Genomic DNA, 16,325 nt, shown 5'->3' on the forward strand with positions numbered 1-16,325 from the left:
GGTTCGAGGGGTGACTTCTGAGAGCCCCGGCCGCATCGTTCTGCTCACCGCCAGCCACCGCGTGGCCCCCGGACTGCTGTCCTGGCCCGCCTGGCAGGCGCTGGGTGCCGCCGACCGGGTGCTCTGCCCCGATGAGGACCACCCCCAGCTGCCCTACCTGCGGGAGGCCGGCGTCGCCGTCGAGCACGCCCGGCCCACCGCCCAGGAGCTCGTCGAGGCCTGCGCCGGGGGCCGCACGGTCCTGCTGCTGCCCTCCGGCGAGGGGGACAGGGCGCTGACCGACGGCCTCGCCCGGCTCGCCGGCTCCGGCCGCGTCTCCATGCCCGACCTGGAGCTGCTGCCCGGCTCGTACGACCTGCCCGGCGCCCGCCTCCTCGACCTCGTGCAGATCATGGACCGCATCCGCCGCGAGTGCCCCTGGACCTCGCGCCAGACCCACCAGGGGCTCGCCAAGTACGCCATCGAGGAGGCGTACGAACTCGTCGAGGCGATCGAGGAGGGCGACCGGCAAGAGCTGCGCGAGGAGCTCGGGGACGTCCTGCTCCAGGTCGTCTTCCACGCGCGGATCGCCGAGGAGGACCCGGAGGAGCCGTTCTCCGTGGACGACGTCGCCGGGACGCTCGTCGAGAAGCTGATCCACCGGCACCCGCACGTCTTCGGGGACGCGACCGCCGAGACCCCCGAGGACGTCCACGCGCACTGGCTGCGCACCAAGGCGATCGAGAAGCAGCGGGAGTCCGTCACCGACGGGGTGCCGCTCGGCCAGCCGGGCCTCGCGCTCGCCGCGAAGCTCGCGGGCCGGGCCCGGGCGTCCGACCTCGACGTGAAGCTCCCGGCGGGCGAGGGCATCGGCTACGAACTCCTCGCCCTCGCGGCCCGCGCGGAGGCCTCCGGGGTGGACCCGGAGGCGGCCCTGCGCGCGGCGGCCCGCACGTACCGGGACGCGATCCGCGCGGCAGAGGGTCTGTGAGCCGGGCACCGCGTCGGCGGAGGCCGAGCGCCGCCGAAGCGCCGGGCGTGACGGCCCTCCTGTTCCTCTTCTCCGGGTGGGAGGCGGCGAGCGGCGGAACCCCGGTGTGGATGCGGATTGTCTCCGCGCTGATCGCGCTGGCGAGCGCCGTGTCGCTGGTGCGGTTCGCCGTGTGGCGCGCCCGGGGCGGGGACGCGGACCGGAGCTGACGCCCCGGCCCACCGTGTCAGGCGGTACGCCCGGCTCACCGCGTCACGCCGTACGCCCGGCCCGTGGCCTCACGCGGGCCGGAGGAAGAACCGGATCGGCGTCGGACCCGAGTACACGAACTCGCCCGCGGGCAGGCAGTTCACGGCCGGGCGGGGGCCGAGGCCGTCGCAGTGTCGCGCGCTCAGCCGCATGTAGACCGTCGACGTGTGGTCCCCGGCGGTGAGCGAGGGGAGCGGGTCGGAGGCGAAGAAGGCGAACGGATTCCCCTTGAAGGGCGCGATCCGGCGGATCACCTCGGGACCGAAGGTCCGGCTCTGCTCCCGGGCCGTGCCGAGGTCGCTCACGACCCGGATCCCCTGGAACTTCGAGACGAAGTCGTCCATCGGGTCGAAGAGCGTGGGCGTGTAGTCCCGCGGGTAGTGGGCGCCGTCGCCGTCGGGCGCCGTGCCCCAGGACGGGATGGACCGGACCCAGCGCTCGCCGACGAACGCCTCGCGGCAGGCCGGCGGGCCGATGATCCGCTCGCTGATCCCGAGGAAGGTGTTGAGGTTGGTCCCGTCGGGACTGATGCAGTTGTGGTCCGCGGGAGGGACCGCGGCCTTCGTCAGGGGCCGGGGCTGGGCCTGGGCCGGGGCGGTGCCGGTGACCGCCAGTACCGCGGCGGCCAGGGCGGTGACCACGGCCGCGCGCATCCGAGGGGGTGTCATGGCCCGAGCGTGGCCCGTGCCGACGGCCCGGCCGGACCGGACACGCGTGCCCTCTGCCGCATGGCCTACGACTTACCCCTCCCGCGGCGCACGCGCCTCCGGGTTGTGCCAGAGCGGGGCCGGCGGGCCCAGGAGGCGTTCGGCGGCGGTGTTCGGGCGGGTGGCGAAGCGGCCCACGGACGGCAGGGTGTCGTGGTGGATCCGCGCCGGGTCGGTGCCCAGCTCCTCCAGGACCTCGCGGACCTCCGTGACGAAGGCCGGCGGCCCGGCGAGGTAGACGTCGTGCGCGGCCCAGTGGACGCAGGCCCGCAGGGCCTGGAGCAACCGCTCGGTCGCCTGGTCCCTGCGCTGCCGGGGCGCGGCCGTGATGTAGGTGACGCTGAGCTTGGGGAGGCGCGCCCTCAGGAGCTCGGCGTCCTCGCGCCCGTACAGGTACTCCTTGGCGCGGGCCACCACGAACAGCCGGCCTTCGAGCTCCGGCTCGGTCCCGGCGGCCTCCGCGAGCAGCGCCCGCACCGGGGCCCAGCCCGTACCCCCGCATATATAGGTACGGAGTCCGCCCGTCGGTGTCCGCGCGGTCAGCCCGCCGCCGGGGGCGCTGAGCCGCAGCACCTCGCCCGGGCCCGTCTCCTCCACGAGCGCCGTGCTCATCGCGCCCCCCGCGACCCGGCTGACGTGCAGCTCCACGGTGCCGTCGGGGCGGGGCGCGTCGGCGAGGGAGTAGGTGCGCCAGACGCGCGGGACCCGCAGCGAGCTGACACTGACGTACTGGCCGGGGCGGAACGGCAGCGGCTGCCGGGGGCGGAGGGTGAGGACGGCCAGGTCGTCGCCGTACCGCTCGTGCCGGACGACGTCCGCGTCCCACCAGGCGGGCTCCCCGGCCCCGGCGGCCGTGTCGGCGCCCGCGAGCATCAGGTCGGCGACGAGGCCGTACGCCTCGGACCACGCCTTCTCCGCCTCGATGGTCCAGACGGCGCCGGCGGCGTGCGCGAACGCGGCGAGCAGACTCTGCCCGACGGCGGCGTACAGCGCGGGGGAGGCGAGGAACTTGCGGTGGTCGCGGCCCAGCTGCCCCAGGTACGTCGCGAGGCCGGGGTCCTCCAGGTGGGTCACCACATGCGTGAGCGCGGCGAAGAGCCGGTCCCGCTGGGGGAGCATGTCCTCGGGGAAGAGCTCGCGCACGCCGGGGTTGTGCCAGAAGAGGTGCGAGTAGAAGAACGTGACGGCTTGCTCGGCACGTCTCTCGACGACCGCGAACGTACTTCTGAGCAGTTGAGGATCCACTGACAAGAATCTAAGGCACAGCCTGTACCGCTTGATCACAGGTTCTCCACGAACGTGCCGCCCGGGCCCGCCCTGTACGGTCGTGCCGTGAGTACGACCCCCGGCCCCACCCCCGCGCCCGAGCTGTTCACCTGGGAGTTCGCGAGCGATCCGTATCCCGCCTACGCCTGGCTGCGGGAGCACGCCCCCGTGCACCGGACGACGCTGCCCAGCGGGGTCGAGGCCTGGCTCGTGACGCGGTACGCGGACGCCCGGCAGGCCCTCGCCGACCAGCGGCTCTCCAAGAACCCCGCGCACCACGACGAGTCGCCGCACGCGAAGGGGAAGACGGGCATCCCGGGCGAGCGCAAGGCCGAGCTGATGACGCATCTGCTCAACATCGACCCGCCGGACCACACCCGGCTGCGGCGGCTCGTGTCGAAGGCCTTCACCCCGCGCCGGGTCGCCGAGTTCGCGCCGCGCGTGCAGGAGCTGACGGACCGGCTCATCGACTCCTTCGTGGAGCGGGGGAGCGCCGACCTCATCCACGAGTTCGCCTTCCCGCTCCCCATCTACGCGATCTGCGACCTCCTGGGCGTGCCCGCGGAGGACCAGGACGACTTCCGGGACTGGGCCGGGATGATGATCCGGCACGGCGGAGGGCCGCGCGGCGGGGTCGCCCGGTCGGTGAAGAAGATGCGCGGCTATCTCGCCGAGCTGATCCACCGCAAGCGCGAAGTGCCGGGGGACGACCTGATCTCGGGGCTCATCAAGGCCTCCGACCACGGCGAGCACCTCACCGAGAACGAGGCCGCCGCGATGGCGTTCATCCTTCTCTTCGCCGGCTTCGAGACGACCGTCAATCTGGTCGGAAACGGACTTTACGCGCTTCTCCGGCATCCCGAGCAGCGTGCCCGGCTCCAGGCCTCGCTCGCCGCCGGGGAGACGGGGCTCCTGGAGACCGGCGTCGAGGAGCTGCTGCGGTACGACGGGCCCGTGGAGATGGCGACCTGGCGGTACGCGACGCGGGAGCTGACCATCGGCGGGCAGCGGATCCCGGCGGGCGACCCGGTGCTCGTGGTGCTCGCCGCCGCCGACCGGGACCCGGAGCGGTTCGACGGGCCGGACACCCTCGACCTCGCCCGGCGCGACAACCAGCACCTCGGATACGGGCACGGCATCCACTACTGCCTCGGCGCGCCGCTCGCCCGCCTCGAAGGGCAGACCGCGCTCGCGACCCTGCTGACTCGCCTGCCGGACCTGCGACTTGCCGCGGATCCGTCCGAACTCCGGTGGCGCGGCGGGCTCATCATGCGTGGATTGCGCACGCTTCCGGTGGAGTTCTCCCCTTCCGTACCGCTCTTGGCTACTGACGGACCATCAGGAATGTGATCTTTACGTGATCGGGGGGCGATCGACTTGTGACGGGCGTTCGAATGCCGCTACGTTTCCCGGCAGTCTCAGCCGTCACGTGAAAGGCGTTCCTATGCGCTCCGGGAACGGACGACACCGTCGCCCCCGTCAGGCCCCCGCCCTCGTCGTCGCCGCGGGCGTGACCGGATCCGCCATGGCGCTGCCGTTGCTCGCCACCGGATCCGCCTCCGCCGCCGACGCCGCCACCTGGGACCGGGTCGCCGAGTGCGAGTCCGGCGGCCAGTGGAGCGCCAACTTCGGCAACGGCATGTACGGCGGCCTCCAGTTCACCCAGGACAGCTGGGAGCGGAACGGCGGCCTCACGTACGCGCCCAGCCCCGACCTGGCCAGCCGTGCCCAGCAGATCGCGATGGCCGAGAAGGCGCTCGCCAAGGGCAGCGACGAGTGGGCCACCTGCGCGCCGATCGCCGGCCTGAAGAACGACGGCAAGGCCACCGGCGTGAACCCCGGCCCGGCCGCCGTCCCGACCACCCCCACGGGCCCCCTCCCCGAGTCCAACCGCACCACGGGGAACGAAGGCTCGGCCGCGGGCCGGTCCGCCGCGTCCGCGACGCCCGCCACCCCGGCGACGCCCGCCACGCCGACCGCCCCGGCGACCTCCGCCACGCCCGCCACCCCGGCGACGCCCACCACTCCCGCGACCCCGGTCACCCCCGACGCGTCCGTTACGCCCGGTACGCCGGATTCGTCCGAGACGCCGAAGGGTGACGTGCCGTCGGCCATGCCCGGCACCGGTAAGCACCGGGGCGAGGCCGCCCCGGAGGAATCCGACACAACGGGCGGCTCGTCCGAAACCGGTCGACACGCTTCGGGTGTGGACAAGTCCGGGGAGGAGGTCGACGCCACGCCGGTGACTGACGAAGCGAAGAATTCGGGCGCAACGGACAGTCAGGGCACTTCGGGCGAGTACACCGTGCAGCCGGGTGACAGCCTGTCCGGAATTGCGGAGGAGAACGAACTCCCCGGAGGCTGGACCGCCCTCTACGACGCCAACAAGCACACGGTGGGCACCGATCCGAACCTCATCCTGCCTGGTCAGAGCCTCGACCTGACGGCCGGTTCGACGGCGACGGCGGGCTAGTTCGCGGGCTTATGTCCGGTTCTGGGCAAGTGAGACATGGGTCTCTTCGTCCCAACTGGCGTGTCACGTCCGCAAACTTTGCTTCTGTCACCTCTCACCTGCGCAAACACCGCCCACCGGAGGGCAAGTAGGGGCGATTTTTCCGCAATGAGCCTCTTTGAACTTCCGGTGGGTCTGTGTCTACGGTCGTCACCGCTCGCCACCGCGGGCCCCGTCGACCGAAACGCCGAATCCTGCCGTCGGCCGATGGGAACAGTCGTCGCGCAAGCGCCGAAGGCAGGAGTGGGGGACCCAAGGTAAGTGCCGGTCCCGGCCGTTGAGACAGACGGCCGACGATCGGCTTGGGGTGAAGCCGCGTGCAAGGACACGCGGCCGGGCAACTTTCCGGCCCGAACCCGACAGCTCACCTCACAGGCGTCGGTGAGGAGAATCCCCATGCTGTTTTCCGCCAAGGGCAAACACCGTCGTCCCTCCAAGGCCACCCAGGTCGCCGCGCTCGTCGGCGTCACCGGTGTCGCCGTCGCCGCCCCGCTGCTGACCGCGGGCACCGCCTCGGCCGCCACCACCGCCGAGTGGGACACCGTCGCCCAGTGCGAGTCCGGCGGCAACTGGTCCATCAACACCGGCAACGGCTTCTACGGCGGCCTGCAGTTCACCAACTCCACCTGGGCCGCCTTCGGTGGCACCGCCTACGCCCCGCGCGCCGACCTGGCCTCGAAGGCCCAGCAGATCACCATCGCCGAGAAGGTCCTCGCGGGCCAGGGCAAGGGTGCCTGGCCGAGCTGCGGCGTCGGCCTCTCCAGCGCCTCCTACGACGGCGGCGCCGCCGAGACCGCCCCGCAGCAGAGCGCGCCCCAGCAGGCCGCCCCGCAGCAGGCCGCCCCGAAGCAGCAGGAGCGTCGCGCCGAGCAGCCGACCACCCGCAGCGAGCAGCGCAAGGCCCCCAAGACCGTCACCACCCCGACCGGCAAGAAGGTCAAGAAGGGTGACGGCGAGTACAAGGTCGTCGCCGGCGACACCCTCAGCAAGATCGCCCAGGCGCACGGCGTCAAGGGCGGCTGGGCCAAGCTCTTCGAGCTGAACAAGGGCGTCGTCGAGAACGCCGACCTCATCTACCCGGGTCAGCAGCTCCACCTGAAGTGAGCCCGGCGGCTCGCGTGAGTCCGGCGGCTCACGCGGCCCCGACGACCCTCCCGCGGTGACCACCCCGGTCCGGCGTGCCCCTTCCCCCGTGCGCGCCGGACCGGGGTTTCCCCTTTTCCGGGAGCACTCCACGGTTACCGTCCAGTAGATCTGGGGTCCTTCGTCCCGGGATGCGTGCCCTTGGGTCCTTTTTCGTCCCAGGGGGCGGGCGCACGGCGGGCCGGAGCCCCCGAGCCGGTTAGGCTCTTGTCGCAAGGCCACGCGACCCTGCACGACCTTGCGTCACATCCAGCGTCACATCCCAGAAGGAGATGCTCGTGCCGTCCATCGACGTCGTCGTAGCCCGGGAAATCCTGGACTCCCGAGGCAACCCCACGGTCGAGGTCGAGGTCGGCCTCGACGACGGCAGCACCGGTCGTGCTGCTGTTCCGTCCGGCGCCTCCACCGGTGCGTTCGAGGCCATCGAGCTTCGCGACGGTGACCCCAACCGCTACCAGGGCAAGGGTGTCGAGAAGGCCGTCCTCGCCGTCATCGAGCAGATCGGCCCGGAGCTCGTCGGCTACGACGCCACCGAGCAGCGCCTGATCGACCAGGCCATGTTCGACCTGGACGCCACCGAGAACAAGGGCTCGCTCGGCGCCAACGCCATCCTCGGCGTCTCCCTCGCCGTCGCGCACGCCGCCTCCGAGGCCAGCGACCTGCCTCTCTTCCGCTACCTGGGCGGCCCGAACGCGCACCTGCTGCCCGTTCCGATGATGAACATCCTCAACGGTGGGTCGCACGCCGACTCCAACGTGGACATCCAGGAGTTCATGATCGCCCCGATCGGCGCGGAGTCCTTCTCCGAGGCCCTCCGCTGGGGTGCCGAGATCTACCACACGCTCAAGGGCGTGCTGAAGCGCAAGGGCCTCTCCACCGGCCTCGGCGACGAGGGCGGCTTCGCCCCGAACCTGGAGTCGAACCGCGCCGCCCTCGACCTCATCGTCGAGGCCATCAAGGAGGCCGGCTACACCCCGGGCTCCGATGTCGCGCTCGCGCTCGACGTCGCCGCGTCCGAGTTCTACAAGGACGGCACGTACGAGTTCGAGGGCAAGTCCCGCTCGGCCGCCGAGATGACCGAGTACTACGAGGAGCTCGTCTCCGCGTACCCGATGGTCTCCATCGAGGACCCGCTGTTCGAGGACGACTGGGCCGGCTGGAAGGTCCTCACCGACAAGCTGGGCGCCAAGGTCCAGATCGTCGGCGACGACCTCTTCGTCACCAACCCGGAGCGCCTGGCCCGTGGCATCGAGGAGGGCACCGCGAACGCCCTCCTGGTCAAGGTCAACCAGATCGGCTCGCTGACCGAGACCCTGGACGCCGTCGAACTCGCCCAGCGCAACGGCTTCAAGTGCATGATGTCCCACCGCTCCGGCGAGACCGAGGACGTCACCATCGCCGACCTCGCCGTCGCCGTGAACTGCGGTCAGATCAAGACCGGCGCCCCGGCCCGCTCGGACCGCGTCGCCAAGTACAACCAGCTCCTGCGCATCGAGGAGATCCTCGACGACGCCGCGGTCTACGCCGGCCGCAGCGCCTTCCCGCGCTTCAAGGGCTGACACCGGCCCCGTAAGGCAGCTTCCGTCCGTCCCCGTACTCGGTCCCGTACCGTGTGCGGGGACGCACGTTTGAACAGGGGAGGCGACACGACATGGCCGCGAAGGACCGGGACCGGTTCTCGACCGCGACCCGGATCAGACTGCTCGGCGAGCAGACCGCCGCCCGTGTCTACCGCTCCCAGACCCGCCGCCAGGCCCGCCGCTCCCGGCTCACCGGCCGTGCGGCCTTCCTCGCCCTCGTGGTCTGCTCCCTCGTCGTGGCCCTCGCCTACCCGATGCGGAGCTACGTCTCCCAGCAGGGCGAGATCGCCGAGCAGGAGCGCAGGGCCGCCGAGGCCGCCCGGCGGGTCGAGGAACTGAAGGACGAGAAGGCCCGCCTCCAGGACCCGGCCTACGTCCGCCGCCTCGCCCGCGAGCACCTGCACTACCTGCTCCCCGGCGAGACCGGCTTCACCGTGAACGACCCCGACGCGGAGCAACGGCCCCGCGCCGACCAGGGGGCGGCCGACCGCCCCTGGTACGACAACCTCTGGGACGGCGTCGACCACGCCGACCGCCCGTAACGACCTGACGAGCAAGGCAGACATGGAAACGCCCCCTCCGCAGACCGAACGCACCGAGCCCACCGAGCAGGACATCGCCGCCTTCGAGCTCCAGCTCGGCCGCCCGCCCCGCGGCCTGCGCGCCATCGCGCACCGCTGCCCGTGCGGCAACCCGGACGTCGTCGAGACCGCGCCCCGGCTCCCCGACGGCACGCCGTTCCCGACCACGTACTACCTGACCTGCCCCCGGGCGGCCTCGGCCATCGGCACCCTGGAGGCCAACGGGGTCATGAAGGAGATGCAGGCCCGGCTCGCCACCGACCCGGAGCTCGCCGCCGCCTACCGGGCCGCGCACGAGGACTACATCGCCCGCCGTGACGCCATCGAGGTCCTGGAGGGCTTCCCGAGCGCCGGCGGCATGCCGGACCGGGTCAAGTGCCTGCACGTCCTCGTCGGCCACTCGCTGGCCGCGGGCCCGGGCGTGAACCCCTTCGGCGACGAGGCGCTCGCGATGCTGCCGGAGTGGTGGGCGAAGGGCCCGTGCGTGAACCCGTGCGCGGAGAAGAAGGAGGGCGAGGACAAGTGACCCGGGTCGCCGGAATCGACTGCGGTACGAACTCCATCCGCCTCCTCGTCGCCGACGTCGCTGTGTCCGACAGCGCCTCCGGCGCGGGGTCGACGGGTGACCTGATCGAGCTGGACCGGCGGATGACGATCGTCCGGCTCGGCCAGGGCGTCGACAAGACCGGCCGGCTCGCCCCCGAGGCCCTGGAGCGGACCTTCGCGGCCTGCCGCGAGTACGCCGAGGTCATCAAGGAGCTCGGCGCCGAGAAGCTCCGCTTCGTCGCCACCTCCGCCTCCCGCGACGCCGAGAACCGCCAGGACTTCGTGAACGGGGTCGTGGAGATCCTGGGCGTCGAGCCCGAGGTCATCACCGGCGACCAGGAGGCCGAGTTCTCCTTCACCGGCGCCACCGGCGAGCTGCACGGGGACGACCGGCGCCTGGTCGTGGACATCGGCGGCGGCTCCACCGAGTTCGTGGTCGGCAACCGGCACGTCGAGGCCGCCCGCTCCGTCGACATCGGCTGCGTCCGGCTCACCGAGCGGCACGTCCGCCACGACCCGCCGACCGCCGAGGAGGTCGCCGCGATCCGCGCCGACGTCCGTACCGCGCTCGACCTGGCCGCCGAGACCGTCCCGATCGACGCGGCCGAGACCCTCGTCGGGCTCGCCGGCTCGGTCACCACGGTCGCCGCGATCGCCCTCGGGCTCCCGGAGTACGACTCCGAGAAGGTCCACCACTCCCGGATCTCCGCCGAGCAGGTCGCCGAGGTGACCGAGCGGCTCCTCGCCTCCACCCACGCCGAGCGGGCCGCGATCCCCGTCATCCACCCCGGCCGGGTCGACGTGATCATCGCCGGCGCCCTCGTCCTGCGGGAGATCGTGGAGCGCGTCGGGGCCCGCGAGGTCGTCGTCAGCGAGCACGACATTCTCGATGGGATCGCCCTATCCGTGGCATAGCGGGCGGCTATCGAGCCCTCCGGCGACACCCCGTCGGAAAAGGTTCGTGAAGTTCTTCACAAGGAAAAGGGCCCCGATGGTGCCCGAGGAAGGTCATGAGGCCCTCCGAGGGGCGCCTCGGGGCCCTTTCGCAGGCGCGGAGGCCGATTCGCTCGATGTTTCCATCGTGTGAAGCGGGAGTCCGGTTCAGCGTTAACGGCCGCTCTCCAGGCCAGTTCACGGGGGGTGAACAACGTTCACCAGTGCACCCCGGTTCCTTTGCAGGACCATGACGTGGATCACGTGGGCGGCGGAGTGTAGCAGAGGTGTCCAGAGAGCTTGTGAAGGGGCGCACGAGCACCCCCCTGAGGAGGGGGGGATACTCGATCCCATGAGCACCACGGAGCGTCCCAGGATCCTCGTAGTAGGCGGCGGGTACGTAGGCCTGTACGCAGCTCGGCGCATCCTCAAGAAGATGCGCTACGCGGAAGCGACCGTCACGGTCGTCGACCCGCGGTCGTACATGACCTACCAGCCCTTCCTCCCCGAAGCCGCCGCCGGCAGCATCTCTCCGCGTCACGTCGTCGTCCCGCTGCGACGCGTCGTCCGCGGAGCCGAGGTGCTCACCGGCCGGGTCACCACCATCGACCAGGACCGCAAGGTCGCCACGATCGCGCCGCTCGTCGGCGAGGCGTACGAGCTGCCGTTCGACTACCTGGTCATCTCGATGGGCGCGGTCTCGCGCACCTTCCCGATCCCCGGCCTCGCCGAGCAGGGCATCGGCATGAAGGGCATCGAGGAGGCCATCGGCCTGCGCAACCACGTCCTCGAGCAGCTCGACAAGGCCGACTCGACCACCGACGAGGAGGTCCGCCGCAAGGCGCTGACCTTCGTCTTCGTCGGCGGTGGCTTCGCCGGCGCCGAGACGATCGGCGAGGTCGAGGACATGGCCCGCGACGCCGCGAAGTACTACCAGAACGTGTCGCGCGAGGACATGCGCTTCGTCCTGGTCGACGCGGCCGACAAGATCCTTCCCGAGGTCGGCCCCAAGCTCGGCCAGTACGGCAAGGAGCACCTGGAGTCCCGCGGGATCGAGATCTACCTCGAGACCTCCATGGACTCCTGCGTCGACGGTCACGTCGTGCTGAAGAACGGCCTCGAGGTCGACTCCAACACGATCGTCTGGACCGCCGGTGTGAAGCCGAACCCGGCGCTCGCCCGCTTCGGTCTGCCGCTCGGCCCCCGCGGCCACGTGGACTGCAACGAGAAGCTCCAGGTCAACGGCATGGACTACGTCTGGGCCGCGGGCGACAACGCCCAGGTTCCGGACATGGCCGCGATCAAGGCCGGCGTCCCGCGCGAGCGCGCCTGGTGCCCGCCGAACGCCCAGCACGCCCTGCGCCAGGCCAAGGTCCTCGGCGACAACGTGGTGGCCGGCATGCGCGGCTTCCCGCAGAAGGAGTACAGCCACGCCAACAAGGGCGCGGTGGCCGGCCTCGGCCTGCACAAGGGCGTCGCGATGATCGTCATGGGCAAGGTGAAGATCAAGCTCAAGGGCCGTCTCGCCTGGTACATGCACCGTGGCTACCACGGCATGGCGATGCCGACCTTCAACCGCAAGATCCGCGTCTTCGCCGACTGGACCCTGGGCATGTTCCTCAAGCGCGAGGTCGTGTCGCTCGGTGCCATGGAGACGCCGCGCGAGGAGTTCTACGAGGCGGCCAAGCCCGCCCCGGCGCCGGCCGCCCCGGCGCAGGAGAAGGCCAAGGCCTCCTAAGCACCGCCCGCACCACCCGCAGTACCAAGCAGTACCAGCAGTACACGCAAGGCCGTAAAAGGGCCGTCCGCCATCCGTGGTGCGGACGGCCCTTCGCGTGTTTTGCCGACTTGTTGCGCGGCGGCGGGACTGCGACGCCTACGGACGGTGTTCCCTTGGTGACGAGCATTTCTGGGGCACGAGATCACGGAGGTGTGCACCATGGCCGACGCCGCGTCGCGGCTGACGACTCTCGCCGAGGAACTCCTCGGAGGACCGCTCCCGGTCCGTCTGCGAGCCTGGGACGGCAGTGAGGCCGGCCCCGCGGGCGGCCCCGTCCTGATCGTCCGCGACCGCCGGGCCCTGCGGAGGATGATCTGGAAACCCGGCGAACTGGGCCTGGCCCGCGCCTGGGTGGCCGGCGAGATCGACGTCGAGGGCGACCTCTACGCGCTCCTGGACCGCCTCTCGGGCCTCCTGTGGGAGCGCGGCGAGGAGACCAGGGGCCTGCTCGACTCCGTACGCGATCCCAGGCTCCGCGCCGCCGCCCGATCCCTGCTGAGGCTCGCCGGGCCCCTGCCGCCGCCGAAGCCCCCGGTCGAGGAGATGCGCGGCCGTCACGGCAGCCGGCACACCAAGCGCCGTGACAAGCAGGCGATCAGTCACCACTACGACGTGGGCAACGACTTCTACGAGCTGGTCCTCGGCCCCTCGATGGTCTATTCGTGCGCGTACTGGACCGAGGAGGGCACCCTCGAGGACGCCCAGCGCGACAAGCTGGACCTCATCGCCCGCAAGCTGAACCTCAAGGAGGGCGACCGGCTCCTCGACGTGGGCTGCGGCTGGGGCTCCATGGCCCTCCACGCGGCCCGCGAGTACGGCGCCAGGGTCGTCGGCATCACCCTCTCCCGCGAACAGGCCGCCTACGCCCGCAAGCGGATCGCCGACGAGGGCCTCACCGACCTGATCGAGATCCGCGTCCAGGACTACCGCGACGTCACCGACGGCCCGTACGACGCGATCTCCTCGATCGGCATGGCCGAGCACGTCGGCGCCGCGCAGTACCGGGAGTACGCCGACGACCTGTACGCCCTCCTCAAGCCCGGCGGGCGGCTCCTGAACCACCAGATCTCCCGGCGCCCCGAACCCGACGAGGAGGCCTACGAGGTCGACGCGTTCATCGACGCGTACGTCTTCCCCGACGGCGAACTCGCCCCCATGGGCCGCACCCTGACGACCCTGGAGGACGCCGGCTTCGAGGTCCGGGACGTGGAGGCGATCCGCGAGCACTACGCGCTGACGCTGCGCCGCTGGGTGGCCAACCTGGAGGCGGACTGGGACCGGGCGGTCCGGCTCACCTCGCCCGGCCGGGCCCGGATCTGGCGGCTCTACATGGCGGCCTCGGCGGTCTCCTTCGAACGCAACCGGATCGGCGTGAACCAGTTCCTCGCCGTGAAGACCCCGGTGTCGGGCGCGAGCGGCACGGCGCTGCGGCCGCGCGTCTGGAACGAGAAGGTCTGACGGACGCACGCGAAGGGCCGGTCTCCCGTGCGGGAGACCGGCCCTTCCTGTCGTACGGGGACTACTCGGCCTTGATCGCGGAGAGCATGTTCAGCTTCGCCGCGCTCCGGGCCGGCCACAGGGAGGCGAGGACGCCGACCAGGGCGGCCAGGACCAGGAAGAGCCCGATCCGGTCCCAGGGCAGGACCAGGGCGTAGCCCGGCAGGCTGCTCTTGAAGGTCTCGCCGATCGCCCAGCCGAGGAACGAGCCGAGGCCGATGCCGACGACCGCTCCGAACACCGAGATGACGACGGCCTCCAGACGGACCATCCGCTTCACCCGGCGCCGGTCGAGACCGATCGCCCGCAGCATGCCGATCTCCTGCTGGCGCTCGAAGACGGACATCGCGAGGGTGTTGACCACACCGAGGACGGCGATGATCAGGGCCATGCCGAGCAGGCCGTACATGATGTTCAGCATGATGTTGATCGGGCCGCCGAAGGAGTCACGGATCTCCTTGTGGTCCATGACGGTGATCGCCGGGTTGTCACCCATGGCCTTCGACAGGGCGCGCTCGTGGGCCGCGCTCGCGCCGCCGTCCGTCGAGACGAAGATCTGGCGGATCTCCGACTGCTCCTCGTGCGCGTCGATCAGCTTGTGGTCGATGAGGACCGGCGAGACGAAGTCGCTGGCCTCGTAGACGGCGCCGACGGTCAGCTCGCCCTTCTGCTTGTCGAGGTACTCGACGGGGACGGTGTCGCCGACCTTCAGGCCGCGCTTCGTGGCGGTCTTCTCGTCGACGGCGATCCTGCCCTCGGTGAGCGAGGCCATCGAGCCGTTCACGACGTCGAGCTTGAGGACCTTCTCGATGTCGCCGGGGGTGACGCCGGAGGCCGAGACGTAGTCGCCCTTGATCTCCAGGGCGCCCGCCTGCTGCGGGGAGACCGCCGTGACGCCGGGGGCCTTCTCCAGGGCGGTGAGCGCCTCTTTGCTGAGGCTGTTGCCGCTGGCCATGGTGACCATGTAGTCGGCCTTGATCTGGTCGGTCGTCGCCTTGTCCAGGGCCGTACCGACCGTGGCGCCGAGCACCGAGAGACCGGTGACGAGGGTCAGACCGATGGCGAGGGCGGAGGCGGTGGCGCCGGTGCGGCGCGGGTTGCGGACCGCGTTCAGGCCGGCGAGCTTGCCGGAGACGCCGAAGACGTTCACGAAGAGCGGGCGGATCACGGCGATCACGGGCCGGGACAGGAACGGGATCAGGACGATCACACCGATGAGGGTGAGGAAGGCGCCGCCCGCGATGAGCATGCGGCCGTCGTCGCCGCCCTGGCCGGCGCCGAGCACGATCAGGACGACACCGATCGCGGTGAGCGCGGCACCGATGGAGTTCCGGACGACCAGCGACTTGGTGCTCGCGGTGGCGTGGACGCTGCTCATCGCGGCGACCGGCGGGATCTTCGCGGCGCGGCGGCCGGGCAGCCAGGCGGCGAGCATCGTGATCAGGACGCCGACGCCGAACGCGGCCAGGGCCGGGGTGGCGCCGAGGACCAGGTCACCGTCCGGGACCTTCAGCTCGAAGGCGCTCATGGCCGAGCGGAGTCCGACCGCGAGGCCGATGCCGAGGACGTAGCCGACGGCGGAGGCGACGAGTCCCACCAGCCCGGCCTCGGCGAGGACGGAGCGGGTGATCTGCTTGCGCGAGGCACCGACCGCGCGCATCAGGGCCAGTTCCTTGGTGCGCTGGGCGACCAGCATGGTGAAGGTGTTGGAGATCAGGAAGATCCCGACGAAGAGCGCGATGCCGGCGAAGCCCAGGAGGATCTGGTTGAGCGCGCCCATGCCGGCCTCGATGTCCTTGGCCTGCTGGTCGGCGAGGGCCGTGCCGGTCTGCGCGGTGGCGGCCTTCGGGACGACCGTCAGGACCTCGTCGAGGAGCTTGCCGGCGTCGGCGCCGGGGGCGGCGGTGACGGTCAGGTTCTGGAAGTAACCGGGCTTCAGGTAGAGCTTCTGCGCGACGGGCGCGTCGAACAGGACCAGGCTGCCGCCCGCGTTGACGGCGCCGTCCTCGGTGGTGAAGACACCGGCGAGCTCGTACTCCTTCACCGGGCCGTTGGTGGCGACGCGGACGGTGTCGCCGACCTGGTAACCACCCTTGTCGGCGGTGTCCTTGTCGAGCGCGATCTGCGTGTCCTGCGTCGGGCCGTTGCCCGTGACGAAGGTGTACGCGCGGTCCTTGCCGTCCTTGCCGGGGGAGAAGTTGGCGCCCTTGTTGGCCCAGCCGGCACCGATCAGCTGGCCGTCCTTGTCCGGCACACCGGCGAAGCCGTCGACGCGCGGGGAGACGGAGGCGACCCCGTCGAGCTTCGCGACCTTGTCGACGACCTGCTGGGAGAGGCCGGGGGTCTTCCGGGCCTCCTCGGGGTTCGGGTACATCTCGACGGCGACCGCGACGTCGTCGTAGCTCTTGGCCGACTGGTTGCGGAAGGCCTGGGACAGGGTGTCGGTGAAGACGAGGGTGCCGGAGACGAAGGCCACGCCGAGCATCACGGCGAGGACGGTCATCAGCAGCCGCGCCTTGTGCGCGAGGACGTTGCGCAGGGCGGTACGGAACATGGGTGGG

The 16,325-nt window shown here is 71.2% G+C and carries 14 protein-coding genes and 1 riboswitch; of the genes, 11 read left to right on the top strand and 3 right to left on the bottom strand.

The genetic code is table 11. From position 1 onward, the window contains the following. Positions 1-10: 10 nt before the first annotated feature. Together AC07AW_RS32845 and AC07AW_RS32850 are read left to right on the top strand one after the other, a co-directional pair. Positions 11-970: a nucleoside triphosphate pyrophosphohydrolase gene (locus AC07AW_RS32845; RefSeq protein ID WP_478819110.1), complete on the top strand. Its 960-nt coding sequence runs from the start codon at positions 11-13 to the stop codon at positions 968-970. Positions 971-1,017: 47 nt separating this feature from the next. Continuing rightward, complete coding sequence (locus tag AC07AW_RS32850; RefSeq protein ID WP_478819111.1) at positions 1,018-1,179, top strand: hypothetical protein; 162 nt, start codon at positions 1,018-1,020, stop codon at positions 1,177-1,179. 69 nt (positions 1,180-1,248) lie between these two features. On the opposite strand, the gene AC07AW_RS32855 is transcribed toward AC07AW_RS32850, so the two are convergent. Then, a complete protein-coding gene (locus AC07AW_RS32855) occupies positions 1,249-1,887 on the bottom strand; it encodes a hypothetical protein (protein WP_478819112.1) in 639 nt (212 codons plus the stop codon). Positions 1,888-1,959: 72 nt separating this feature from the next. Beyond that, positions 1,960-3,171: a globin domain-containing protein gene (locus AC07AW_RS32860; RefSeq protein WP_478819113.1), complete on the bottom strand. Its 1,212-nt coding sequence runs from the start codon at positions 3,169-3,171 to the stop codon at positions 1,960-1,962. A gap of 87 nt (positions 3,172-3,258) precedes the next feature. Here AC07AW_RS32860 and AC07AW_RS32865 point away from each other — a divergent pair, with 87 nt between their 5' ends. The 9 genes from AC07AW_RS32865 to AC07AW_RS32905 all read left to right on the top strand — a co-directional run bounded on the left by AC07AW_RS32865 (position 3,259) and on the right by AC07AW_RS32905 (position 13,725). After that, the gene (locus AC07AW_RS32865; protein ID WP_478819114.1) at positions 3,259-4,542 is read left to right on the top strand and encodes a cytochrome P450 family protein; all 1,284 of its coding nucleotides are present in this window, start codon (positions 3,259-3,261) and stop codon (positions 4,540-4,542) included. A gap of 94 nt (positions 4,543-4,636) precedes the next feature. Next, the gene (locus AC07AW_RS32870) at positions 4,637-5,665 is read left to right on the top strand and encodes a transglycosylase family protein (protein WP_478819115.1); all 1,029 of its coding nucleotides are present in this window, start codon (positions 4,637-4,639) and stop codon (positions 5,663-5,665) included. 258 nt (positions 5,666-5,923) lie between these two features. After that, positions 5,924-6,097: riboswitch (cyclic di-AMP (ydaO/yuaA leader) on the top strand. A gap of 3 nt (positions 6,098-6,100) precedes the next feature. After that, a complete protein-coding gene (locus AC07AW_RS32875; RefSeq protein WP_478819116.1) occupies positions 6,101-6,808 on the top strand; it encodes a transglycosylase family protein in 708 nt (235 codons plus the stop codon). A gap of 311 nt (positions 6,809-7,119) precedes the next feature. Then, a complete protein-coding gene (gene eno, locus AC07AW_RS32880) occupies positions 7,120-8,406 on the top strand; it encodes a phosphopyruvate hydratase (protein ID WP_478819117.1) in 1,287 nt (428 codons plus the stop codon). 92 nt (positions 8,407-8,498) lie between these two features. Next, a complete protein-coding gene (locus AC07AW_RS32885) occupies positions 8,499-8,969 on the top strand; it encodes an FtsB family cell division protein (protein ID WP_478819118.1) in 471 nt (156 codons plus the stop codon). Positions 8,970-8,991: 22 nt separating this feature from the next. Next, a complete protein-coding gene (locus AC07AW_RS32890; RefSeq protein WP_478819119.1) occupies positions 8,992-9,534 on the top strand; it encodes a DUF501 domain-containing protein in 543 nt (180 codons plus the stop codon). Continuing rightward, a complete protein-coding gene (locus tag AC07AW_RS32895) occupies positions 9,531-10,469 on the top strand; it encodes a Ppx/GppA phosphatase family protein (RefSeq protein WP_478819120.1) in 939 nt (312 codons plus the stop codon). Before AC07AW_RS32890 ends, AC07AW_RS32895 begins: the two co-directional genes overlap by 4 nt. 370 nt (positions 10,470-10,839) lie before the next feature. Next, entirely contained in the window at positions 10,840-12,225 is a 1,386-nt protein-coding gene (locus AC07AW_RS32900) for an NAD(P)/FAD-dependent oxidoreductase (RefSeq protein WP_478819121.1), read from the top strand. A gap of 201 nt (positions 12,226-12,426) precedes the next feature. Beyond that, a complete protein-coding gene (locus AC07AW_RS32905) occupies positions 12,427-13,725 on the top strand; it encodes a class I SAM-dependent methyltransferase (RefSeq protein WP_478819122.1) in 1,299 nt (432 codons plus the stop codon). A gap of 61 nt (positions 13,726-13,786) precedes the next feature. Here the strand turns inward: AC07AW_RS32905 and AC07AW_RS32910 are convergent, their stop codons facing one another. Next, positions 13,787-16,318, bottom strand: coding sequence for an ABC transporter permease (locus AC07AW_RS32910; RefSeq protein ID WP_478819123.1), 2,532 nt, complete (start codon positions 16,316-16,318; stop codon positions 13,787-13,789). Positions 16,319-16,325 lie beyond the last annotated feature (7 nt).

The organism is Streptomyces sp. NPDC044003 (assembly GCF_056435185.1).

Excerpts from the sequence above, each read along its gene's own strand:
- AC07AW_RS32855 (WP_478819112.1), bottom strand. The coding sequence starts at position 1,887 with ATGACACCCCCTCGGATGCGCGCGGCCGTGGTCACCGCCCTGGCCGCC.
- AC07AW_RS32870 (WP_478819115.1), top strand. The coding sequence starts at position 4,637 with ATGCGCTCCGGGAACGGACGACACCGTCGCCCCCGTCAGGCCCCCGCC.
- AC07AW_RS32875 (WP_478819116.1), top strand. The coding sequence starts at position 6,101 with ATGCTGTTTTCCGCCAAGGGCAAACACCGTCGTCCCTCCAAGGCCACC.
- eno (WP_478819117.1), top strand. The coding sequence starts at position 7,120 with ATGCTCGTGCCGTCCATCGACGTCGTCGTAGCCCGGGAAATCCTGGAC.
- AC07AW_RS32885 (WP_478819118.1), top strand. The coding sequence starts at position 8,499 with ATGGCCGCGAAGGACCGGGACCGGTTCTCGACCGCGACCCGGATCAGA.
- AC07AW_RS32890 (WP_478819119.1), top strand. The coding sequence starts at position 8,992 with ATGGAAACGCCCCCTCCGCAGACCGAACGCACCGAGCCCACCGAGCAG.
- AC07AW_RS32900 (WP_478819121.1), top strand. The coding sequence starts at position 10,840 with ATGAGCACCACGGAGCGTCCCAGGATCCTCGTAGTAGGCGGCGGGTAC.
- AC07AW_RS32905 (WP_478819122.1), top strand. The coding sequence starts at position 12,427 with ATGGCCGACGCCGCGTCGCGGCTGACGACTCTCGCCGAGGAACTCCTC.
- AC07AW_RS32910 (WP_478819123.1), bottom strand. The coding sequence starts at position 16,318 with ATGTTCCGTACCGCCCTGCGCAACGTCCTCGCGCACAAGGCGCGGCTG.